The sequence below is a fragment of the Streptomyces sp. 2A115 genome (assembly GCF_052245575.1).
In the GTDB taxonomy this organism is placed as follows: domain Bacteria; phylum Actinomycetota; class Actinomycetes; order Streptomycetales; family Streptomycetaceae; genus Streptomyces.
In genome coordinates, this window is record NZ_JBQQCG010000012.1 from 42,036 (window position 1) to 64,472 (window position 22,437).

17 protein-coding genes are annotated in these 22,437 nt (G+C 70.1%); 13 read left to right on the forward strand and 4 right to left on the reverse strand.

What is annotated here, in order from left to right; all coding sequences use genetic code 11:
* The first annotated feature begins 3 nt into the window (after positions 1-3).
* The gene (gene gatB, locus ACTWQR_RS13305) at positions 4-1,515 is read left to right on the forward strand and encodes an Asp-tRNA(Asn)/Glu-tRNA(Gln) amidotransferase subunit GatB (protein ID WP_443227227.1); all 1,512 of its coding nucleotides are present in this window, start codon (positions 4-6) and stop codon (positions 1,513-1,515) included.
* Between the two features lie 85 nt (positions 1,516-1,600).
* On the opposite strand, the gene ACTWQR_RS13310 is transcribed toward gatB, so the two are convergent.
* On the reverse strand, positions 1,601-1,960 hold the full coding sequence (locus ACTWQR_RS13310; protein ID WP_443227228.1) for a hypothetical protein: 360 nt from the start codon (positions 1,958-1,960) through the stop codon (positions 1,601-1,603).
* A gap of 24 nt (positions 1,961-1,984) precedes the next feature.
* Positions 1,985-2,131 (reverse strand): hypothetical protein, encoded by a 147-nt coding sequence (locus tag ACTWQR_RS13315; protein ID WP_443227229.1) that lies wholly within the window; start codon positions 2,129-2,131, stop codon positions 1,985-1,987.
* A gap of 477 nt (positions 2,132-2,608) precedes the next feature.
* On the opposite strand from ACTWQR_RS13315, the gene ACTWQR_RS13320 reads away from it, so the two are divergent.
* The 6 genes from ACTWQR_RS13320 to ACTWQR_RS13345 all read left to right on the forward strand — a co-directional run bounded on the left by ACTWQR_RS13320 (position 2,609) and on the right by ACTWQR_RS13345 (position 10,033).
* Positions 2,609-4,888 (forward strand): MMPL family transporter, encoded by a 2,280-nt coding sequence (locus tag ACTWQR_RS13320; RefSeq protein ID WP_443227230.1) that lies wholly within the window; start codon positions 2,609-2,611, stop codon positions 4,886-4,888.
* Positions 4,866-5,432, forward strand: a complete 567-nt coding sequence (locus tag ACTWQR_RS13325; protein WP_443227231.1) for a GNAT family N-acetyltransferase — start codon at positions 4,866-4,868, stop codon at positions 5,430-5,432. Before ACTWQR_RS13320 ends, ACTWQR_RS13325 begins: the two co-directional genes overlap by 23 nt.
* A 73-nt stretch (positions 5,433-5,505) precedes the next feature.
* Complete coding sequence (locus ACTWQR_RS13330; RefSeq protein ID WP_443227232.1) at positions 5,506-6,120, forward strand: hypothetical protein; 615 nt, start codon at positions 5,506-5,508, stop codon at positions 6,118-6,120.
* A 219-nt stretch (positions 6,121-6,339) separates the two neighbouring features.
* Positions 6,340-6,534, forward strand: a complete 195-nt coding sequence (locus ACTWQR_RS13335) for a hypothetical protein (RefSeq protein WP_443227233.1) — start codon at positions 6,340-6,342, stop codon at positions 6,532-6,534.
* Between the two features lie 197 nt (positions 6,535-6,731).
* Positions 6,732-9,782, forward strand: a complete 3,051-nt coding sequence (locus tag ACTWQR_RS13340; protein ID WP_443227234.1) for a helix-turn-helix transcriptional regulator — start codon at positions 6,732-6,734, stop codon at positions 9,780-9,782.
* A gap of 53 nt (positions 9,783-9,835) precedes the next feature.
* Positions 9,836-10,033, forward strand: coding sequence for a DUF6191 domain-containing protein (locus tag ACTWQR_RS13345; RefSeq protein ID WP_443227235.1), 198 nt, complete (start codon positions 9,836-9,838; stop codon positions 10,031-10,033).
* Between the two features lie 10 nt (positions 10,034-10,043).
* On the opposite strand, the gene ACTWQR_RS13350 is transcribed toward ACTWQR_RS13345, so the two are convergent.
* Together ACTWQR_RS13350 and ACTWQR_RS13355 are read right to left on the reverse strand one after the other, a co-directional pair.
* Complete coding sequence (locus tag ACTWQR_RS13350; RefSeq protein WP_443227236.1) at positions 10,044-11,249, reverse strand: PQQ-dependent sugar dehydrogenase; 1,206 nt, start codon at positions 11,247-11,249, stop codon at positions 10,044-10,046.
* Between the two features lie 72 nt (positions 11,250-11,321).
* On the reverse strand, positions 11,322-12,371 hold the full coding sequence (locus ACTWQR_RS13355) for an aldo/keto reductase (protein ID WP_443227328.1): 1,050 nt from the start codon (positions 12,369-12,371) through the stop codon (positions 11,322-11,324).
* 75 nt (positions 12,372-12,446) lie between these two features.
* Here ACTWQR_RS13355 and ACTWQR_RS13360 point away from each other — a divergent pair, with 75 nt between their 5' ends.
* From ACTWQR_RS13360 to serA, 6 genes are all read left to right on the forward strand, one after another.
* On the forward strand, positions 12,447-13,388 hold the full coding sequence (locus ACTWQR_RS13360; RefSeq protein ID WP_443227237.1) for a 2-hydroxyacid dehydrogenase: 942 nt from the start codon (positions 12,447-12,449) through the stop codon (positions 13,386-13,388).
* A 199-nt stretch (positions 13,389-13,587) separates the two neighbouring features.
* Positions 13,588-16,719: a putative bifunctional diguanylate cyclase/phosphodiesterase gene (locus tag ACTWQR_RS13365; protein ID WP_443227238.1), complete on the forward strand. Its 3,132-nt coding sequence runs from the start codon at positions 13,588-13,590 to the stop codon at positions 16,717-16,719.
* A 228-nt stretch (positions 16,720-16,947) separates the two neighbouring features.
* Positions 16,948-18,804 carry an acetolactate synthase large subunit gene (locus ACTWQR_RS13370; protein WP_443227239.1) on the forward strand — a complete coding sequence of 619 codons (1,857 nt, stop codon included), beginning with the start codon at positions 16,948-16,950 and terminating at the stop codon, positions 18,802-18,804.
* 26 nt (positions 18,805-18,830) lie between these two features.
* The gene (ilvN, locus tag ACTWQR_RS13375; RefSeq protein WP_443227240.1) at positions 18,831-19,358 is read left to right on the forward strand and encodes an acetolactate synthase small subunit; all 528 of its coding nucleotides are present in this window, start codon (positions 18,831-18,833) and stop codon (positions 19,356-19,358) included.
* A 150-nt stretch (positions 19,359-19,508) separates the two neighbouring features.
* The gene (ilvC, locus tag ACTWQR_RS13380; RefSeq protein ID WP_443227241.1) at positions 19,509-20,510 is read left to right on the forward strand and encodes a ketol-acid reductoisomerase; all 1,002 of its coding nucleotides are present in this window, start codon (positions 19,509-19,511) and stop codon (positions 20,508-20,510) included.
* A gap of 254 nt (positions 20,511-20,764) precedes the next feature.
* Positions 20,765-22,354: a phosphoglycerate dehydrogenase gene (gene serA, locus ACTWQR_RS13385; RefSeq protein ID WP_443227242.1), complete on the forward strand. Its 1,590-nt coding sequence runs from the start codon at positions 20,765-20,767 to the stop codon at positions 22,352-22,354.
* Positions 22,355-22,437 lie beyond the last annotated feature (83 nt).

The following is a 22,437-nucleotide window of genomic DNA, read 5'->3' on the forward strand; positions in this document are numbered from 1 at the left end:
ACCGTGACTGTCACGACTGACCTGGTGTCGTACGAGGACGCGCTGGCGTCGTACGACCCCGTCATGGGCCTCGAGGTCCATGTCGAACTCGGCACCAAGACCAAGATGTTCTGCGGCTGCTCCACCGAACTCGGCCAGGACGCCAACACGCAGACCTGCCCGACCTGCCTCGGCATGCCCGGAGCGCTCCCGGCCGTCAACGCGACCGCCGTCGAGTCCGCGATCAAGATCGGTCTCGCGCTGCACTGCGAGATCGCCGAGTGGTGCCGCTTCGCCCGGAAGAACTACTTCTATCCGGACATGCCGAAGAACTTCCAGACCTCCCAGTACGACGAGCCGATCGCCTTCAACGGCTATCTGGACGTCCAGCTGGAGGACGGCGAGGTCTTCCGCGTGGAGATCGAGCGCGCCCACATGGAGGAGGACACGGGCAAGTCCACGCATGTGGGCGGCGCGACGGGCCGTATCCACGGCGCCTCGCACTCGCTCCTGGACTACAACCGCGCCGGCATCCCCCTCATCGAGATCGTCACCAAGCCGATCGAGGGAGCGGGGGAGCGCGCGCCCGAGGTCGCCAAGGCGTACGTCGCCGAGCTGCGCGAGCTCATCAAGGCACTCGGTGTGTCGGACGCCCGCATGGAGATGGGGCAGATGCGCTGCGACGTGAACCTGTCGCTGCGCCCGCACGGCCGGGAGAAGTTCGGCACGCGGAGTGAGACCAAGAACGTCAACTCCCTTCGCTCCGTGGAGCGTGCGGCCCGCTTCGAGATCCAGCGGCACGCCGCGGTCCTCGACGGCGGTGGCACGATCATCCAGGAGACCCGCCACTTCCACGAGGACACGGGCTCCACGACCTCGGGCCGCGTGAAGGAGGAGGCCGAGGACTACCGGTACTTCCCGGAGCCCGACCTCGTCCCGGTCGCCCCGACCCGCGAGTGGGTCGAGGAACTGCGCGCGGTCCTGCCCGAGCAGCCGCTGGCCCGTCGCAACCGGCTGCGCGCGGAGTGGGGCGTCAACGCCCACGACATGCAGTCGATGCTCAACGCCGGTGCCATCGACCCGATCGTCGCCACCATCGAGGCGGGCGCCGACGCGGCCTCCGCCCGCAAGTGGTGGATGGGCGAACTGGCGCGTACGGCCAACGAGTCGGGCGTGTCCCTGGACGCGCTGGCCATCACGCCCGAGCAGGTTGCCCGCGTGGCCGCCCTGGTGACCGCCGGTGAGCTGAACGACAAGCTGGCCCGCCAGGTCATCGAGGGCGTCGTCAAGGGCGAAGGCACCCCTGACGAGGTCGTCGAGAAGCGCGGTCTGAAGGTCGTCTCCGACGAGGGCGCCCTGACGGCCGCCGTCGAGGAGGCCATCGCCGGCAACCCGGGCGTCGCGGACAAGATCCGCGCCGGCAAGGTGGCGGCGGCCGGCGCCCTCGTGGGCGCGGTCATGAAAGCCACGCGCGGCCAGGCCGACGCGGCGCGCGTCAAGGAGCTGATCCTGGAGAAGCTGGGCGTCGAGGGCTAGTCGCTCCGCTTGGGGCGCGGCGAGGGGTGTACCTGGGATTCAGGTGCACCCCTCGCCGTGTGTACCGTCCTGGGGGCTGCCGCCCTCAGGCCCCCGCTTCGGCCTGAACGGCCTCGTCCTCAAACGCCGGACGGGCTGGAGGTGGGCGCTCGTCCTCAATGGCCGGACGGGCTGGAGGTGGGCTCGTGCGGGCTTGATCCGGACAACCGCGTGCCATCGGCAACGCCAGCGCCATCAGCCCCGCCCCGCCCCGCCCGCACAGCAGCGTCGTACGGAACCCGTCCGTGGCCGTCAGCAGCAGAGCGGTCAGCGCCGTGCCCGCGGACGCGGCCGCCTGGAGGATGATGTTCAACGCCGTGCTGGCGGCGGTGACTTCGGAGTCGGCGAGGCCCCGCGTGGCCGAGGCAATGACCGGCATGGTGGTCATGCCGACGCCGGTGCCCATGACTGCGAGGGAGGCGACCAGGCGTTAGTACGCGGTGTCGGAGCCGGCCTGCAGAGCGAAGGCGAGGAAGCCCGCCACGGCGACCAGGACGCCGGGCACGGCGACCAGAACGCCGGGCACGACGATCACGCGGGTCGCGACGCCGTCCGAGACGCGGCCGGGGAACTGCATCGAGATCTCCGACCGTACGGATCAGGGGGCGATCCGCATGCCCGACGAGGAGCGGGACGAGCTGATCGCCTCCGGGCTGCGGGCGTTCCTGCACGGCTTTCTGCCGCGCTGACGCTCCGCGGGAGGCGCGGTGTCAAACGGGAAGCGCGGTGTTGAAGCCGCGGGCCGTCCGTGGCTGGTCGCTCCCCCACTCTCGGCTTCTCCCCCACCGCGGCGAAGCCGCAAATGTCACAGCCCCGCGCACCTTCGGGGGCGCTGTGCCGCGCCGGACTTCGTCGGGTCCGGTGCTACAGAGTTCAGATGATTGTCCTGTGAATTGGCTCGCACTCCTGTGAGTAGACACACGAAAGCGGTAAACGATCACTTTCTGCTGCGAGAGTGTCTAGGCATTACTCATGCGTTCTTTGCGGGCTGTTCAGTTGTATAAGCGGCGGTTCCCGATCAAAGATCCACGAAACACCCCCAGGGAGCACGTCCGTGGCAGCTCTTGCGCGCTGGTGTGTCAGGCACCGTCTTGTGGTCGTACTGCTGTGGCTCCTCGCCCTCGGTGGCGTCAGCGCCGCCGCGGCCGTCACCGGATCCGCGTACTCGAACGACTACGAAGTGCCGGGCACCGAGTCGGGCAGCGCCACCCAGCTCCTTCAGGACGGCTTCCCCGGCTCCGGCGGCGACAGCGACACCGTCGTCTGGCACTCCGGCTCCGGCGGCACGGTGCGCGCCGCCGACGTCGAGCAGACCATGACCCGCACCCTCGACAAGATCGCCGCCCTGCCGGGCGTGGCCGCTGTCGTCAGCCCGTACGAGGGCCGGGGCGGGGACCAGATCAGCGACGACGGACGTACGGCCTACGCCACCGTCACCTTCGACGACTCGGCCGAGGACATCGACCAGGGCGAGGCCCAGGCGGTCGTGGCCGTCGCCAAGGCCGCCGAGACGGACGGGCTCCAGGTCGAGCTGGGCGGGAGCGCCATCGCCCTCACCGAGTCCTCGGGTGGGCACATCGCCGAGGTCGTCGGCGTGGTCGTCGCCGCAGTTGTCCTCTTCCTGGCCTTCGGCTCGCTCGCCGCATCGCTGCTGCCCATCGCCACCGCCCTGGTGAGCGTCGGCACGGCGTACGCGGGGATCGTGCTGCTCGGGCACGCCATGACCGTCGCCGACTTCGCGCCGATGCTCGGCATGCTGATCGGCCTCGGCGTCGGTATCGACTACGCGCTGTTCATCGTGACCAGACACCGCCGCGGCCTGAAACGCGGGCTGCCGGTCGAGGAGGCCGCCCGGAACGCGGTGGCCACCACCGGGCGCGCGGTCGTCTTCGCGGGCGCCACCGTGTGCATCGCCCTGCTCGGCATGCTCATACTGCGGCTCGGCTTCCTCAACGGCGTCGCGATCGCCGCTTCCCTCACCGTGGTCCTCACCGTCGCGGCCTCCGTGACGCTGCTGCCGGCGCTGCTCTCCTTCATCGGCATGCGCGCCCTCAGCCGCCGCGAACGCCGCCGACTGGACGAGCACGGGCCCGAACCGGAGATCCCCACCGGGTTCGCCGCCCGCTGGTCCGCCTTCGTCGAACGGCACCCCAAGCTCCTCGGCGCCCTCGCCCTGGCCGTCATGGCCCTGCTCGCGCTGCCGACCTTCTCCCTGCACCTGGGCACCTCGGACCAGGGAAACAATCCGGAATCGGCCACCACACGGCAGGCGTACGACCTCCTCGGGGACGGCTTCGGGCCCGGTCTGAACGGCCCCCTCACCCTCGTCACGCACGTCGGCGGGGCCCAGGACCGGCTCGCCCTCGACAACCTCGGCGGAACGCTCCGGGCTACCGAGGGCGTCCGGTCGGCGAGTCCGGTGACGTACAACAGCGGCGGCGACACCGCGTACCTCAGTGTCGTGCCGGAGTCCTCACCGCAGTCCGAGAAGACCAGCGAACTCGTCGACCGGCTGCGCACCGAAGTGCTGCCGCGCGCCGAGACCGACACCACGCTCGATCTGCAGGTCGGCGGCATGACCGCCGGGTACGACGACTTCGCCGACGTCATCATCGGCAAACTGCCCCTCTTCGTGGGCGTCGTCATCGGCCTCGGCTGCGTCCTGCTGCTGCTCGCCTTCCGCTCCATCGGCATCCCCCTGAAGGCCGCCGTGATGAACGTCGCCGCCGTCGCCGCCGCCTTCGGAGTGGTCGTCGCGATCTTCCAGTGGGGCTGGGGCAGCGAGCTGCTGGGTCTGGGCCGGGCCGGGCCGATCGAACCCTTCCTCCCGGTGATCATGGTCTCGGTCCTCTTCGGGCTGTCCATGGACTACCAGGTGTTCCTGGTCAGCCGGATGTACGAGGAGTGGCTGGAAACCGGCGACAACCGGCGGGCCGTCCGCGTGGGCCTCGCCGAGACCAGCAGGGTGATCAACTCCGCCGCCGTGATCATGATCTCGGTCTTCCTGGCCTTCGTGCTCAGCGGCGACCGCGTCATCGCGATGTTCGGCATAGCGCTCGCCGCCGCCGTCGCCCTCGACGCCTTCATCCTGCGTACGCTCCTGGTGCCCGCCCTCATGCACCTGCTGGGCGGCGCCAACTGGTGGCTGCCCCGCTGGCTCGACCGGCGCCTGCCGCGCATCAGCATCGAGCCGCCCGACTGCCGCCCCGCCCACGAGGCGTCCGAGGCCTCCGATGCCGCCTCCCGTGCGACGATTCCCGAGGCGCGCGACGGCGCGCTCCTGGAGGCACTCGTGAAGGAGCAACAGCCGGATGTACGCGATATCCCTGGGTGACGACGGTGCCGAACTGAGACCCCTGGAGCCGTGGCACGCCGAGGAGTTCCTCGCTCACCTCGACCGAGGGCGCCAATTCGTACAGCAGTACATCTCCTTCGGTGCGACTGCCACGGATGCCGCCTCCGCGCGGGAGATCCTCCAGTCGTACGCCGACAAGAAGGCCGCCGACACCGGCAGCCTGCACGGGGTGTGGCTGGACGGGAAGCTCGTCGGCGGACTGCTCTTCCGGATCTTCGACGCCGAGCGTGGCAACTGCGAGCTCGGCTGCTGGCTGGAGCCCGCCGCGGCGGGCCGAGGCCTGGTCACGCGCGGGGCACGCGTCCTCATCGACTGGGCGGTCGACGAGCGCGGGATGCATCGCGTGGAGTGGTACGCCGCCTCAGTCAACGAGCCGAGTGTGAACGTGGCCCGACGGCTCGGGATGACCCGTGAGGGCGTCCTGCGGGAGCGCTATCCGTACCGGGGTGTACGGCAGGACACGGAGGTCTGGGCCGTGCTCGCGGAGGAGTGGCGGGCCGCACGCGCGCGTGCGGATCGATAACGATAAAGGGGCACCCCGCGAGGATCTTCGGATCTTTAAGAAATTCTCAGACAGCGTCCGTACCGTGCGGTGCATGGGAACCAAGACAGAAGACGAGGCCGGAGTCAAGACCGGCACCGAGGCAAAGCGCGACGAGGAGGCCGTGGAGCTCACCAAGGGCGACGAGACGGCCGCGACGGAGGAGAACGGGGCGGCTGAGGAGGCCGAGGACCAGGCCGACGCCGAGGTCCTGGGCGACGCCCTGGACGAGGACGAGGACGACCAGGTCGCGGGCGCGGCTGAGGGTGGTTCCGGCGTGGGCCTGGGCGCTGCCGCCGTCGTCTCCGCGGGGCTCGGCATCGTCTCGCTGACCGGCAGCTGGGTCGGTGCCGTCGCGCAGGAGCGCAACGGGATCTACGGCCAGCTGGAGGCCGTGCAGGGCGCCGGCGTGGCCGATCAGATCCAGCAGGTGTACGCCGATTCCTGGAACGCCAACGCGCTGGTCGCCGGGTTCTTCGCGCTGGCCGCGCTGATCGTCGGCGTCGTGGTGCTGGTCCGGCCCGCGTTCGGGAACCCCGACCTGGTCCGGCCCCAGGCTCCGTGGGTCAAGTCGGTCGCCTGGGCGGGTGTCTCGCTCGGTGTCATCGGCCTGCTGCTGGCTGTCCTCAAGTACTCCGACGTCCTCCTCGGCATGCCGTCCACGAGCTGACGTACCGCGCCGGCTGAGTACCGCACGAGCTGAAGTACGCACAAGAACCGCACGTTCTGAGGGGCCTTAGTCCCGCCGTAGGCGACTTACGGCGGGACTAAGGCCCTTCGCGCGTGGAAGATGCGGCACTCTCCCGATGTGGCGTACCCCCCTTGGAGACGAAGGTTGAGGCATCGCAACGAGCGAAGCCGGAAACCGACTCTTCACGAGGGGTACGAGATGTTCGAGTACGAGCTCCAGCAGATGCGTTCCGCCGAACTGATCCGCGAGGCCGACAACTACCGCCTGGTCCGTGAGGTCGTCCGCAGCCGCCGCGCCGCCAAGCGCGAGGCCGCGCGGTCCGGCCACGATGACAGCGACGGGCGGGTGCATACCAACCGTTTCCGCCGGCACCGGTTCACATCCGCCGCGTGAGCGCCGGGCCACCCCAGGACGGCCGCAGAGGGGGCAGCCGTCCTGGGGTGGACGACGGGGCGGGACGAAGCGGGCCTCAAGGGGGTGGGGGCCCAGTCACCACCCTCCCGGTCGTGGGCAGGACCGCGACAACCAGTGCCGCCGTGATAACCAGTGCCCCCGCGATAACCAGTGCCGCCGCGTCGGACCCCTGTGCGATGCTCGGCGCTGTGGAGACCCGGTCCGTCAGTCCGGTCTTCGTCGGCCGGGCCGACGAACTGGACGTGCTGAACGACGCGCTCGCCCGCGCTGCCGTGGGCGAGCCGCAGGCGCTGCTGCTCGGCGGTGAGGCCGGTGTCGGCAAGACCCGGCTCATCGAGGAGTTCGCGACCGCGGCCTGCCGCGAGGGCGCCGTCGTGGCGCTCGGCGGCTGCGTCGAGATCGGCGCCGACGGACTGCCGTTCGCGCCCTTCTCCACCGCCCTGCGTGCCCTGCGCCGCCACCTCCCCGACGAGTTGGCCGCCGCGGCCGCCGGACAGGAGGAGGAACTGGCCCGGCTGCTGCCCGAGTTGGGCGACACATCACGGGGGCGGCACGACGAGGAGGGCATGGCCCGCCTCTTCGAACTCACCGTGCGCCTCCTGGAGCGTGTGGCCGCCGACCGCACGGTCGTCGTCCTCCTGGAGGACCTGCACTGGGCGGACGCCTCGACCCGCCACCTCCTCGCCTACCTCTTCCGCACGCTGCGCAGCGGCCGCCTCCTCGTCCTCGCCACCTACCGCGCCGACGACGTCCACCGCCGCCACCCGCTGCGCCCGCTGCTCGCCGAACTCGACCGGCTGCGCACGGTCCGCCGCATTGAACTCGGCCGCTTCAGCCGCGCCGAAGTCGGCCGCCAGATCGCCGGAATCCTCGCCTCCGAGCCCGAACAGGCCCAGGTGGACGAGATTTTCGAGCGCTCCGACGGAAACGCGTTCTTCGTCGAGGAGCTCGCCGTGGCCGCGCACGAGGGCTGCCGCACCGGCCTCACCGACTCCCTGCGTGACCTGCTCCTCGTCCGCGTCGAGAGCCTCCCCGAAGGATCCCAGCGGGTGGCCCGGATCGTCGCCGAGGGCGGCTCCACCGTCGAGTACCGGCTGCTCGCCGCCGTGGCGCGGCTCACCGAGGACGACCTCATCGAGGCGCTGCGGGCCGCCGTGGGCGCCAACATCCTGCTCGCGACGCCCGACGCGGACGGCTTCCGCTTCCGCCACTCCCTGGTGCGCGAGGCCGTCGCCGACGACCTGCTGCCCGGCGAGCGCTCCCGCCTCAACCGCCGGTACGCGGAAGCGCTGGAGGCCGACCCGACGCTCGTCCCCGTCGACGAGCGCGCCGCCCGGCTGGCCAGCCACTGGTACCACGCGCATGACGCCGCCAAGGCCCTGCCCGCCGTCCTCGACGCCTCCGTGGCGGCCCGCCGCCGACACGCCTACTCGGAGCAACTGCGGCTCCTGGAGCGGGCGATGGAGCTGTGGGACACGGCCCCCGAGACCGTACGCGCCGAACTGCGGCCCGTCGACTACACCGAGGTCTACCCTCCCTGGGGCTGCGACCCGGACACCACCCCGCTGCGCTATCTCGACCTGATGGCCGAGGCCGCCGTCGCGGGCCGGTTCTGCGGCGAACGCGAGCGCGCTCTGAAGATCACCAAGCGGGCCCTGCACGTCCTGGAGGACGAGGGCGATCCGCTGCGCGCCGCCTGGTTCTGGATCCAGCGCTCCCGCCTCGTGGAGGCGCAGGCCCGCGGAGACGGGTGGCAGGAACTCGCCACAGCCCAGGAGCTGGTCCGGGGGCTGCCGCCGTCCAAGGTGCACGCCGAGGTCCTCGCCAATGTCGCCCACTGGTCGATGGTCCACAGGCCGGGCCCAGCGGCGCTCCTGGCCGCCGAGCGCGCCGTGGAGTACGCCCGCATGGTGGGCGTCCGCGACATCGAGCTGAACGCACGGCTCACCCTGGGCGGACTCCTGGTCGAATCCGGCGACATCGAGGAAGGGCTCGCCGAGGTTCACGAGGTGAAGGAGCGGGCCGGGGAACTCGGCGCCGCCTCTGTGCTGGGCCGCGCCCACGTGAACCTGCCGCACTACCTGGAGGGCATCGGCCGTTCCCAGGAGGCCGTCGTGATCCTTCAGGAAGGGGTCGAACTCGTCAGGAAACTGGGCCTTTTGGACACCGAGGCCTGGGTGTGGGGCAACCTCGCCGAGTCCCTCCACTCCCTGGGCCGCTGGGACGAGGCCGCCGAGGCCGGGATCAACTCGGACCGGATCGGCCAGAGCGCCAAGCCCCGCGGCTTCCGCAGTACGCTGCACGCCCATCTGGCGCTCGCCCGCGGCGACCTGGCCGAGGCCGACCGCCAACTCACGGCTGCTCGTGCACACTTCGGCACCCACGACATCGTCCCCCAGCACTCACTGCCACTCGCGTTCCTCTCGATCGGCATCGCCGCCGACGAGGGGCGCCTCGTCGACGTCCGCGCGGAACTGGACCAGGCCCTGACCGCCGGCTTCCCACCGGGCACCCAGCGCTACGGCTGGCCCCTGCTGCTCGCCGCCGCCACCGCGGAGGCCGACGCCCGCGGACTCCCCGGCGTCGAACAGGGCCGCGCCGAAATCATCGAGCGCCTCCGCAAGGCCGCCAAGTCACTCACCACGAACGTGCCCGTCTGGGGGGCATACGAGCGCTGGGTGCGCGCCGAGCTGCTGCGTGCCGAGGGCCGGGACACCCCGGACGACTGGTCCGAGGCGGTCATCGCCTTCGAGTCGCTGGAGCGCCCCTACGACCTCGCCCGCGTCCGTCACCGGCTCGCCGAGGCCCTGCTGGCCTCCGCCGGCGGCGAGGAGGAGCGGGACCGGGCCACCGAGCTCCTGCGGCTGGCCAGGGCCGTGGCCGACCACCTCGGCGCGCGCCCGCTCGCCGACGCCGTCGACCTGCTCGCCCAGCGCGCCCGCCTCACGCTCGCCCTCGCCCCCGAGCGGTCCGCCCTCGCCCCCGCCGACCCCGCCGAGGCGCTCGGCCTGACCAGCCGCGAGCGCGACGTTCTCCGTCTGGTCGCCGTCGGCCGCAGCAACCGCCAGATAGCCGAGGAACTCTTCATCTCCCCGAAGACAGCCAGCGTCCACGTCTCCAACATCCTCGCCAAGCTGAACGTCTCGGGCCGAGGTGAGGCTGCGGCCGTGGCGCACCGGCTGCGGCTGTTCCCGCCGGAGACGGCCGCCGCCCGTACGGCCGGGTGAGATCCACAGGGTGAGGCCTACGCTGTAAGGGACCCCGGGCCGAGGGAGGCGCCGTGTTCAACATGATCGAGGAGCTCTTCGCACCAGGACGAAAGCACACCGAGGAGGAGCGCAAGCGGTTGGAGCTCACGCGCGTGGACCTCAACGATGGTGACCCCGGGCGGGGCCCCATAGACCTCGCCTCCGGCAAGGTCGTCGTACGCCTGCCCGCGCAGCCCGAAGCCGAGCCGGACCCAGAAGCCCCCGCGTAGGCGCCTGCCTCTACTTCACCTCCAGCTCCAGAATCTTGTCATCCCCGCTCCCCGGGGACCCCCGGCCGTCCGTCTCGCTCGTCACCAGCCACAGCTTGTTGCCGCCCGCGGAGACCACCGTGCGCAGGCGCCCGTAGTCGCCCTCCAGGAAGGCTTCCGGATCCGCCGAGGCCTCCGTGCCGCGCAGCGGGACGCGCCACAGGCGCTCGCCCCGCAGGCCCGCCATCCAGATCGAGCCCTCGGCGTAGGCGATGCCGCTCGGCGAGGCGTCGGCGACCCCCCACTGGGCTATCGGGTTGTGGTACTTGGAGTCGTCGGACTTGCCCTCCGCGTCCGGCCAGCCGTAGTTGTCGCCAGGCTTGATGTCGTTCAGCTCGTCCCAGGTGTTCTGGCCGAACTCCGAGGCGAACAGGCGCTGCTTGGAGTCCCAGGCGAGGCCCTGCACATTGCGGTGGCCGTAGGAGTAGATGGGTGAGTCGAGGGGGTTGCCCGGCGCGGGTTCGCCGTCCGGGGTCAGCCGGAGGATCTTGCCGCCCGTCGACTCCTTGTCCTGGGCCAGCTCGGTCTCGTACGTCTCGCCCGTGCCCACGTACAGCAGCTTGTCGGGGCCGAAGGCGATCCGTCCGCCGTTGTGGTTCGTGCCCTTCGGGATGCCCCTGAAGACCGTGTCGGGGGCGCCCAGTTGCTCACCGGCCGGTTTCTTCTCGTCGTAGAGCATGCGCACGATGCGGTTGTCCGACTCCGAGGTGAAATGCGCGTACACCATGTGGTCCGACGCGTACGACGGGGAGAGCGCCAGGCCCATCAGGCCGCCCTCACCGGCGGGGGCCACCCCCGGCACCGAGCCCAGCTCGGTCTTCTTGCCGGTCTCCTCGTCGACCCGGGTGATCGTCCCCTCGTCCCGTGAGGAGACCAGGAGGTCGCCCTCGGGGAGCGGTGCGAGGCCCCACGGGGTCTTGAGATCTTCGGTGACGGTCCGCACGACCTTCACGGAGCCCTTGTCGGGCGGCGCCTCCTCGGCCGCCTGTTCCGTGGCAGGAGCCGAGGCCCCCGGTTCGGTACTACTCGCGGACGCGCTCTGGCCGCCGTCCGACCCCTCCCCGTCACCGGAGGAGCACCCGGCCGTCAGCAGGAGCGTGGCTGCGGCCAACACGGCCGTCACAGCTCGACGTTGCACGATCAGGATCCCTTCGACGCGGCAGGTTCTACTGTTCATACACCGCTCGCGCCTCACGGGTTCCCGATCACCGGACACCGAATCGCCGGATCACCCGCCAACCGCTCGGCTTCAGTCCCAGGATCCCTGCGCCGCGGGCAGCTCCGCCACCTCCGCGAGGTCTTCGGCCGTCAGACGCAATCCGGCCGCCCTCGCGTTCTGCGTGGCCCAGCACTCCCGCTTGGCACCCGGCACCGGCACCACGTGCCGCCCCTGCGTGAGCACCCACGCGAGCGCCACCTGCGCGGGCGTGACCTCAGCTTCTCCTGTCCCTGCTGCCTCTACTGCCTTTCTGCCTTCCACTCCCTCTGCCGAGTGCCGGCGCGCGATGCGTCGCAGACCGGCGACGATCGGCTGGTTCGCGGCCATCATCTCGGCGGTGAAGCGGGGATGCCGGGCGCGGACATCGTCGGGTTCGAAGCCCTGGCCGGGGGTGAGCGTCCCGGTCAGAAAGCCGTTGCCGAGCGGCATCGCAGCCAGGAAGCCGACGCCGCGCGCCTCGCACCACGGCAGCAGCCCCTCCAGGGCCTCCGGCGACCACACCGACAGCTCGGCCTCCACCGCGCTCACCGGGAAGACCTGCTGCACCCGCTCCAGCTGCCGGATCGTTCCGTCATGCAGACGGGCACCCGACCGTCGGCCGGAACGCGCGCCCACCGCGCACAGCCCCAGCGAGCGCACCTTTCCGGCCGAGACGAGCTCCGCCATCGCGCCCCACGTCTCCTCGACCGGCACCTCGGGGTCCGCTCGATGCAGCTGGTAGAGGTCGATGACGTCCGTCTGCAGGCGTCGCAGCGAGGCGTCGCAGGCCCGCTTCACATAACCGGGGCGTCCGTTGGCCACGACGTGCTGCTCGCCCACCAGCAGGCCGACCTTGGTCGACACGAACGCCTCGGAGCGCCGCTCCTTCAGCACCCGCCCCACCAGCAGCTCATTGGTGAACGGCCCGTACATGTCGGCGGTGTCGAGGAGCGTCGCACCCTGGTCGAGGGCCGCGTGCACGGTCCGCAGCGACTCGTCGCCCCGCTGCCGTGAGCCCGAGTACGCCCAGCTCATCGGCATGCATCCGAGTCCGACAGCACCCACCTCGAGCGCCGCCGCCCCGATCGTCCTGCGCTCCACCTGGCCGTACCCTCCCTCTCCTGGCATCCCAAACTAACCTCTGCGCCTCCAGGGGCTTCGCATAGCCTCCTGACCATGACTTACGAAGTGTGGCTGCCGTTTCACTCGGACGACCTCGAGGGCCTTCCCGAAGGCCTCAACTACCGTTTCTGGAACGGTGAGCAGGAGTTTCCCGCCGATCCCGCCGACTGCGCGTTCTACGTCGTGCCCTACATGAAGCCCAGCGAGATCTCGGTGCGGCCCATGGCCGAGATGACGTCCGTGCAGGTCGTGCAGACGCTCTCGGCCGGCATCGACCACGTCCAGCCGGGCCTCGGACTGCTGCCCAAGGGCGTGCGGTTGTGCAACGCCCGTGGGGTGCACGACGCCAGCACGGCCGAGCTGACGCTCACTCTGATCCTCGCCTCGCTGCGCGGCATCCCCGACTTCGTCCGCGGGCAGGACCGGGAGGAGTGGAGGTCCGGGTTCCGCCCGGCGCTCGCCGACAAGACCGTTCTGATCGTCGGCTACGGGGCGGTGGGTTCCGCCATCGAGGACCGGCTCGCGCCTTTCGAGGTCGCGCGGGTGGCGCGCGTCGCGCGCTCCGCACGCGAGACGGCGCGCGGTCCCGTGCATCCGATCACCGCACTGCCCGAACTCCTTCCGGAAGCCGACGTGGTGGTGCTGATCACGCCCCTCACGGAGCAGACGAAAGGCCTGGCCGGGGCCGATTTCCTGGCGCGGATGAAGGACGGGGCGCTGCTCGTGAACGTCGCCCGCGGCGGCGTCGTGGACACCAAGGCGCTCCTCGCCGAGCTGGAGAGCGGCCGGATCCGGGCGGCCCTGGACGTCACCGATCCCGAACCGCTGCCGACCGGGCACCCCTTGTGGCATGCGCCGGGCGTACTCATCAGCCCTCACGTGGGCGGACCGACCTCGGCGTTCTACCCGCGCGCCAAAAGGCTGCTGGTGGGCCAGTTGAACCGTTTCGTGAACCGGGAGCCGCTGCGGAACGTGGTCCTTACGACGGGCGCGTAGTCCGCTTTCAGCACCCTCCGCAGTCTCCCGAATGCGGGCCGTGCCCACATCTCCGCTGGTCGTCACGGAGCGTAGAGGAACTATGTCCCTGAGTGACGAGACTGGTGTATCGTCCCGACAGGGGCTGCGCCGCGCACTGTTCGGCGCCGGGGATTGAAAGACAGCAACAGCAAGGGGGGCGACGGGCGATGCACGGCCTATGGACCAACGATCCGACGCGGCGGAGCCGCCGACGGCGACCCTGGTGCGCATCGACGCACAGATGCGGCCACAGTGCCCAGCACCACCGAAGGCCCAGCGGCCGCAGGAAGCACGCCCACACAGCGCACCGGGACCAGAGGGACTCGGGGGCGGCACGGACCGGAGAGACACAGTGAGCTCCCCGGGGGTGTTGCTGGCCCGTCATCCGGTCTCCGGCGGCGGGGTGAGCGTGGTTCCGCAGCTCGTGCTGGCTCTGGTGTGCGCGGGATACGCCGTCGGTTCCGCGCTCGGCTGGGGCTCGTCGAGACTCGCGCTGATCATGGGCGACTTCGGGCTGAGCGCGGCGGCGGCCACCGCGGCCGTCTCCTGCTTCTGCTGCGCCCGCACCCGCCGCAGCCGCTTTCGACCCGCATGGCTGCTGTTCTCGCTGTCGTCCGCGATGGCGGCGGTGGGCAACTTCATCTGGGGTTGGTACGAGGTCGTCCTTGACGCCTCGGTGCCCAGCCCGAGCTATGCCGACCTGTTCTTCCTGTGCTTCGCGCCGCCGGCCATCGTGGGACTGCTCGTCCTCGCCAAACGGCCGGTGAGCAAGGCCGGTTGGGTCTGTCTGGCGCTGGACGCCTGGCTGATCGGCGGCTCGCTGCTCACGCTCTCCTGGAGCCTCGCGCTCGCCCAGGCGGCGAAGGCGGAGGGCCCGACCGTCGCGCACACCGCGCTGTCGCTCGCATACCCGCTGCTGGACATCGCCCTGGTGAGCATGGTGCTCGCCCTGCACTTCAGGCGCTCGGCGGTGAACCGCTCCGCGGTGAACACCGCGATCGCCGCGCTGGCCCTGACGGTGATGTGTGACGCCCTGTTCACCTCGCCACTGCTGCACAACGACTACCGCTCCGGACAGTTGCTCGACGCCGGCTGGTTCGCCGGCTCGCTGCTGCTCGCCTACGCCCCCTGGGTGGGGTCACGACACGGACACACGGAAGAAGAGGGGCACACGCGCGTGGTGTACGGCTACGTGCCTGGGCCCCGAGAGGGACAACCGGCACACGTGCCCCTCCAGGACGGAGGTCACAGTCGGTATCCGGCCGGCCGGCCCATCACCAGTTCGCTGGCGGCACTCACTCCCTACCTGGCCGCCGCCGTCTGCACGCTGGGGATCCTCTACAACGTGCTCAACGGCCGCAGCGTCGACCGCGTGGTGCTCATGACCGGCGGCACGGTCGTGCTCGCCCTCGTCGTCCGCCAGGGCATCATGCTGATCGACAACATCACCCTCACCCAGGAACTGGCCCAGACGGAGAACCACTTCCGCTCCCTGGTGCAGGGCTCCAGCGACGTCATCATGATCGCCGCACCGAACGGCATCCTCCAATACGTCAGCCCGGCCGCGTCCGGCGTCTACGGACGGCCCGCCGAGGAGCTCAAGGGTTCCGAACTCGCCTCGCTGATCCACCCGGAGGACCTGGGCTGCGTGGTGCACGAGGTGCGCCGCTTCCTCGCCGCCAACCCGGCCGAGGAACCCACCACCCGCATAGAGTGCCGCTTCAAGTCCGGCGACGGCGGCTGGCTCAACGTCGAGTCGACCGTGAACCGTCACCACGGCGGACTCATCTTCAACAGCCGCGACGTGACCGAACGGGTCCGCCTCCAGGCGCAGTTGCAGCACAACGCCGAGCACGACCCGCTCACCGACCTGCCCAACCGGGCCCTCTTCACCAAGCGCGTCGGACAGGCGCTGTCCGGCCGCCGCTCCTCCGACCGCGGCACCGCCGTCCTCTTCATCGACCTCGACGGCTTCAAGGCCGTCAACGACACCATCGGGCACCAGGCCGGCGACGAGCTGCTCGTCCAGGCCGCCCGCAGACTCCAGGACGCGGTCCGGCAGGGAGACACCGCCTCCCGGCTCGGCGGCGACGAGTTCGCGGCCCTGATCGTCGGCGACGGCACCCGCGACCGCACCGCGCGCGAACGCCACATCTTCGAACTCGCCGACCGGCTCCGCGTCACCCTCTCGCAGCCGTACACCATCGACGGCAACGATGTCCGGGTCGCCGCGTCCATCGGCGTCGCCTTCTCCGAACCGGGCCTGGGCGCGGGCGAGTTGCTGCGCAACGCCGACCTGGCGATGTACCGCGCCAAGGCCGCGGGCAAGGGCCGCGTCGAGCTGTACGCGCCACAGATGCAGCAGGACGTAGTACGGAAGGCCGAGCTGGCCACCCGGCTGCGGGCAGCTCTGCACGACGGCGAGTTCGCACTGCTGCACCAGCCCGTGGTCTGCCTCGACACCGGCCGGATCACGGCGGTCGAAGCCCAGGCACGCTGGCGCTCGGCCCAGGGCGTGCTGTTCACGCCTGCCGAGTTCCTGCGCGTCGCCGAGGACAGCGACCGCACAGCGGAGCTGAGCCGGTGGATGCTGGAGGAGGCAGTCGAGCAGGCCGCCGAGCGCGGCGCCACCGGGCATGCCGTGCCCGTCGCCGTCCGGATGAGCGCCCGTCGGCTCCTCGACCGGTCCATGCCCCTCAGCTCCGTCGAAGCCCTGCTGACCCGCCATGGCCTGCCCTCCGGCGCACTGGTCGTCGGACTGGCCGAAACCGATCCCAAAATCTCCCTGGACGAGCTGGAGCGCCGCTTGAACGCGCTCAGGCGCCTCGGCGTCAGGATCGCCCTGGACGGCTTCGGCAGCGGCGGCGCGACGATCACCGCACTGCGCCGCCTCCCCATCGACGTACTGAAACTGGACCGCGGTCTCGTCGAGGGCGTGGTCGAGTCGGCCCGTCTCCACAAGATCACCAGAGGGCTGCTGCGTATCGCGGGCGATCTGGGCCTGCAGACCGTGGCCGAGGGGGTGGATCTGCCCGAGCAGGTCATCGCCCTGCGCTCGATGGGCTGCACGCACGGACAGGGCATGGCATTCTCCGCGCCCCTGGACGAGTACCGACTGCGCCGCGCCCTGGCCTCCGGGCACTGCCCCGTGCCCCACGGCCCCGTCGAGCCGATCTTCGTGGGAGGCGGAGGAAGTGGTGTTTACGCAGGCGGGAGTGGCAGCGCGTACGCGGCTGGGGCATCCTCGGGGGCGTACGGCACCGGTACCGCGCTCCGCTCACATGATGAGACTCCCGTCCCACCCACTTGACACGCACTGTGTGCCGGGGGGAGGGTCTGTGCCATGCGCACCCGAATTCTCGTACTTGGAAAGCGCGTCGGCTGAGCTGGGACGCACCGGATCGATGACCCGGAACTCCCAGCGACCGCACCCGACGCGCTCCCCTCGCTTGCCTCACGGCACGAGGGGTTTTTTGTTGCACAGGCACCAGTCGTACATCGCACAAACTTCGCAAAAACCCTCAGCATCGAGAAGAGAATGCCGATGACCGAGCAGGCCACCGGGGCCCACCATCCGCAGCCGCGGCCCCGTTCCGGAGGACAGCAGTCCGCCCCCGAGCAGGTGACGGGAGCGCAGTCCCTCATCCGTTCTCTCGAGGAGGTCGGGGCCGAGACGGTATTCGGCATCCCGGGTGGCGCGATCCTCCCGGCCTACGACCCGCTGATGGACTCCCAGCGGGTGCGGCACGTGCTCGTCCGGCACGAGCAGGGTGCCGGCCACGCGGCCACCGGCTACGCGCAGGCCACCGGCAAGGTCGGCGTCTGCATGGCGACGTCGGGCCCCGGCGCCACCAACCTGGTCACGCCGATCGCCGACGCGCACATGGACTCCGTGCCGCTCGTCGCGATCACCGGCCAGGTCGCGTCCAAGGCGATCGGCACGGATGCCTTCCAGGAGGCGGACATCGTCGGCATCAGCATGCCGATCACCAAGCACAACTTCCTCGTCACCAACGCCGACGACATCCCGCGGACCATCGCGGAGGCCTTCCACATCGCCTCCACGGGGCGCCCGGGCCCGGTCCTGGTCGACATCGCCAAGGACGCCCTGCAGAACCGGACGACCTTCAGCTGGCCGCCGGCCCACGACCTGCCCGGCTACCGCCCGGTGACCAAGCCGCACGCCAAGCAGATCCGCGAGGCCGCCCGGCTGATCACCCAGGCCAAGAAGCCCGTCCTCTATGTCGGCGGCGGCGTCCTCAAGGCCAACGCCACCGCCGAGCTGAAGGTCCTCGCCGAACTCACCGGAGCGCCCGTCACCACCACCCTGATGGCGCTCGGCGCATTCCCCGACAGCCACCCGCTGCACGTGGGAATGCCGGGCATGCACGGTGCGGTCACCGCCGTCACCGCGCTGCAGAAGGCCGACCTGATCGTCGCCCTCGGAGCCCGCTTCGACGACCGTGTCACCGGCAAGCTGGAGAGCTTCGCCCCGCACGCGAAGATCGTCCACGCCGATATCGACCCGGCCGAGATCGGCAAGAACCGTGCCGCCGACGTGCCGATCGTCGGTGACGCCCGCGAGGTCCTCGCCGACCTGGTCCAAGCCGTGCAGAAGGAGCACAGCGAGGGCAATGCCGGCGACTACACCGCCTGGTGGAAGGACCTCAACCGCTGGCGCGAGACCTACCCGCTCGGCTACGACCAGCCCGACAACGGCTCGCTCTCCCCGCAGCAGGTCATCGAGCGCATCGGACAGCTCGCGCCGGAGGGCACGATCTTCGCGGCGGGCGTCGGCCAGCACCAGATGTGGGCCGCGCACTACATCCAGTACGAGAAGCCCGCGACGTGGCTCAACTCCGGCGGCGCCGGGACGATGGGCTACGCGGTCCCGGCCGCGATGGGCGCCAAGGCCGGCCGGCCGGAGCGTACGGTCTGGGCGATCGACGGCGACGGCTGCTTCCAGATGACCAATCAGGAGCTCACCACCTGCTCCCTGAACAACATCCCGATCAAGGTCGCCATCATCAACAACGGCGCCCTCGGGATGGTCCGCCAGTGGCAGACCCTCTTCTACAACCAGCGCTACTCCAACACCGTGCTGCACTCCGGCCCCGAGGCCGACGGTAAGCAGCCGAGCGCCGGCACCCGCGTCCCCGACTTCGTGAAGCTGTCGGAGGCCATGGGCTGCTACGCGATCCGCTGTGACTCGCCGGACGACCTCGACAAGGTCATCGAAGAGGCGAACTCGATCAACGACCGCCCCGTCGTGATCGACTTCATCGTCCACGAGGACGCGATGGTGTGGCCGATGGTCGCCGCCGGCACGTCCAACGACACGATCATGGCCGCGCGGGACGTCCGCCCCGACTTCGGCGACAACGAAGACGACTGAGAGCCGTAGGTAAAGGAAACAGACCCATGTCCAAGCACACGCTCTCCGTCCTGGTCGAGAACAAGCCGGGTGTCCTCGCCCGGATCACCGCACTGTTCTCGCGCCGCGGCTTCAACATCGACTCGCTGGCCGTCGGCGTGACCGAGCATCCCGAGATCTCCCGTATCACCATCGTGGTGAACGTGATCGAGGATCTGCCGCTCGAACAGGTCACCAAGCAGCTCAACAAGCTCGTCAACGTCCTGAAGATCGTCGAGCTTGAGCCCGGTTCCGCCGTTCAGCGGGAACTCGTTCTGGTGAAGGTGCGCGCCGACAACGAGACGCGCTCCCAGATCGTCGAGATCGTCCAGTTGTTCCGCGCCAAGACCGTGGACGTCTCCCCGGAGGCCGTCACCATCGAGGCCACCGGCGGCAGCGACAAGCTGGAGGCCATGCTCAAGATGCTGGAGCCGTTCGGCATCAAGGAGCTCGTCCAGTCAGGCACGATCGCCGTGGGCCGCGGCGCGCGTTCGATCACGGACCGCTCGCTGCGCGCGCTCGACCGGTCGGCATAGGGCTCGCAAGGCTCGTAGAAGATTCACGTACGACCGGATACGGGCGGTGGGAGAGCCGCCGGCCGCCCGTATTCCGAGACCCCGGAACGCCCCTTCACCCTCCCGCCGTACGGTGGGACGTAACACCCAGCACACATAGGAGAGAACCCAGTGGCCGAGCTGTTCTACGACGACGACGCCGACCTGTCCATCATCCAGGGCCGCAAGGTCGCGGTCATCGGATACGGCAGCCAGGGCCACGCCCACGCGCTGTCGCTCCGTGACTCGGGTGTCGACGTCCGGGTCGGTCTGCACGAGGGCTCCAAGTCCAAGGCGAAGGCCGAGGAGCAGGGCCTGCGCGTGGTGACCCCGGCGGCGGCCGCCGCCGAGGCCGACGTCATCATGATCCTCGTCCCGGACCCGATCCAGGCCCAGGTGTACGAGGAGTCCATCAAGGACAACCTGAAGGACGGCGACGCGCTGTTCTTCGGCCATGGCCTGAACATCCGCTTCGGCTTCATCAAGCCCCCGGCCGGCATCGACGTCTGCATGGTCGCGCCGAAGGGTCCGGGCCACCTGGTCCGTCGTCAGTACGAGGAGGGCCGCGGCGTTCCGTGTATCGCGGCCGTCGAGCAGGACGCGACCGGCAACGGCTTCGCGCTGGCGCTGTCGTACGCCAAGGGCATCGGCGGTACCCGCGCCGGCGTCATCAAGACGACCTTCACCGAGGAGACCGAGACCGACCTGTTCGGTGAGCAGGCCGTTCTCTGCGGTGGTACGGCCGCGCTGGTCAAGGCGGGTTTCGAGACGCTGACCGAGGCCGGCTACCAGCCGGAGATCGCGTACTTCGAGTGCCTGCACGAGCTGAAGCTCATCGTCGACCTGATGTACGAGGGCGGCCTGGAGAAGATGCGCTGGTCGATTTCCGAGACCGCCGAGTGGGGCGACTACGTCACCGGCCCGCGGATCATCACGGACGCCACCAAGGCCGAGATGAAGAAGGTCCTCGCCGAGATCCAGGACGGCACCTTCGCCCAGGCCTGGATGGACGAGTACCACGGCGGTCTGAAGAAGTACAACGAGTACAAGACCCAGGACGAGAACTCGCTCCTGGAGACCACCGGCAAGGAGCTCCGCAAGCTCATGTCGTGGGTCAATGACGACGAGGCGTAAGCCGTAGGGGCGGGGCCGCGGCGATGTGCCGCGGCCCCGTTGCCGAACCCCGGGTAACCGCTTGTCCGTGGCGGCCTGCCACGGACGGGTGATCCTTCCGTGGAGGCGCAAGATGACCTCCGCAGCGGCACTAGACTGCTGCACTACACATACGCGTCAGGCCCACAGCGTCGTGCGTCTTCCACGCGGCTAGCAACCCTCCACCGCATGCGGCCGTCGGGACGGCCGTCCGCATTGGACATGTGAGGACTCACGTGAGCTCGAAACCTGTCGTACTCATCGCTGAAGAGCTGTCGCCCGCCACCGTCGACGCCCTGGGCCCGGACTTCGAGATCCGGCACGTCAATGGCGCGGACCGGGCCGAGCTGCTGCCCGCCATCGCCGACGTCGACGCGATCCTGATCCGTTCCGCCACCAAGGTCGACGCGGAGGCCATCGCCGCCGCCGGCAAACTGAAGGTCGTCGCACGAGCCGGCGTCGGCCTGGACAACGTCGACGTGTCCTCGGCCACCAAGGCCGGGGTGATGGTCGTCAACGCCCCCACCTCGAACATCGTGACCGCGGCCGAGCTGGCCTGCGGTCTGCTCCTGGCCACCGCGCGCCACATTCCGCAGGCCAACACGGCGCTCAAGAACGGCGAGTGGAAGCGGAGCAAGTACACGGGTGTCGAGCTCGCCGAGAAGACCCTCGGCGTGGTCGGGCTCGGCCGCATCGGCGCGCTTGTCGCCCAGCGCATGTCGGCGTTCGGCATGAAGGTCGTCGCCTACGACCCGTACGTGCAGCCCGCGCGGGCCGCTCAGATGGGTGTCAAGGTCCTGTCGCTGGACGAGCTGCTCGAGGTCTCCGACTTCATCACCGTCCACCTGCCCAAGACGCCCGAGACGGTCGGTCTCATCGGCGACGACGCGCTGCACAAGGTCAAGCCGTCGGTGCGGGTCGTCAACGCCGCGCGCGGCGGGATCGTCGACGAGGTCGCGCTGTACTCCGCCCTCAAGGAGGGCCGGGTCGCCGGCGCCGGCCTCGACGTGTACGCGAAGGAGCCCTGCACGGACTCCCCGCTCTTCGAGCTCGACCAGGTCGTCTGCACCCCGCACCTCGGCGCCTCCACGGACGAGGCGCAGGAGAAGGCGGGCATCGCGGTCGCCAGGTCCGTCCGTCTCGCCCTCGCCGGTGAGCTGGTCCCGGACGCGGTGAACGTCCAGGGCGGCGTCATCGCCGAGGACGTCAAGCCGGGCCTGCCGCTCGCCGAGAAGCTCGGCCGGATCTTCACCGCGCTCGCGGGCGAGGTCGCGGTCCGGCTCGACGTCGAGGTGTACGGCGAGATCACCCAGCACGACGTCAAGGTGCTCGAACTCAGCGCCCTGAAGGGCGTGTTCGAGGACGTCGTCGACGAGACGGTGTCGTACGTCAACGCCCCGCTGTTCGCCCAGGAGCGCGGCGTGGAGGTGCGGCTGACCACGAGCTCGGAGTCCCCGGACCACCGCAACGTCGTCACCGTGCGCGGCACCCTCAGCGACGGCCAGGAGGTCTCGGTCTCCGGCACGCTCGCCGGGCCCAAGCACCACCAGAAGATCGTCGCCGTCGGCGAGTACGACGTGGATCTGGCGCTCGCCGACCACATGGTCGTCCTCAACTACGCCGACCGTCCCGGTGTCGTCGGCACGCTGGGTCGCATCCTCGGCGAGGCCGGCATCAACATCGCCGGTATGCAGGTGTCCCGCACCGACCTGGGTGGCGAGGCGCTGGCGGTGCTGACGGTGGACGACACGGTTCCGCCGAACGTGCTCACCGAGCTGGCCGAGGAGATCGGGGCGACGTCCGCTCGGTCGGTCAACCTCGTGTGAGGTGCCCGCCACTGGGGGCTGCCGCCCCAAGGCCCCCGCTTGTGACCGAAACGGCCTCGTCCTAAAACGCCAGACGGTTTGTG

Bases quoted from the DNA above. Each gene is read 5' to 3' on its own strand.
- ACTWQR_RS13370 (WP_443227239.1), top strand. From the start codon at position 16,948: ATGCCGATGACCGAGCAGGCCACCGGGGCCCACCATCCGCAGCCGCGG.
- ACTWQR_RS13310 (WP_443227228.1), bottom strand. From the start codon at position 1,960: ATGGGCACCGGCGTCGGCATGACCACCATGCCGGTCATTGCCTCGGCC.
- ACTWQR_RS13330 (WP_443227232.1), top strand. From the start codon at position 5,506: ATGGGAACCAAGACAGAAGACGAGGCCGGAGTCAAGACCGGCACCGAG.
- ACTWQR_RS13365 (WP_443227238.1), top strand. From the start codon at position 13,588: ATGGACCAACGATCCGACGCGGCGGAGCCGCCGACGGCGACCCTGGTG.
- ACTWQR_RS13360 (WP_443227237.1), top strand. From the start codon at position 12,447: ATGACTTACGAAGTGTGGCTGCCGTTTCACTCGGACGACCTCGAGGGC.
- ACTWQR_RS13350 (WP_443227236.1), bottom strand. From the start codon at position 11,249: ATGAACAGTAGAACCTGCCGCGTCGAAGGGATCCTGATCGTGCAACGT.
- ilvN (WP_443227240.1), top strand. From the start codon at position 18,831: ATGTCCAAGCACACGCTCTCCGTCCTGGTCGAGAACAAGCCGGGTGTC.
- ACTWQR_RS13335 (WP_443227233.1), top strand. From the start codon at position 6,340: ATGTTCGAGTACGAGCTCCAGCAGATGCGTTCCGCCGAACTGATCCGC.
- ACTWQR_RS13315 (WP_443227229.1), bottom strand. From the start codon at position 2,131: ATGCAGTTCCCCGGCCGCGTCTCGGACGGCGTCGCGACCCGCGTGATC.
- ACTWQR_RS13340 (WP_443227234.1), top strand. From the start codon at position 6,732: ATGCTCGGCGCTGTGGAGACCCGGTCCGTCAGTCCGGTCTTCGTCGGC.
- ACTWQR_RS13325 (WP_443227231.1), top strand. From the start codon at position 4,866: ATGTACGCGATATCCCTGGGTGACGACGGTGCCGAACTGAGACCCCTG.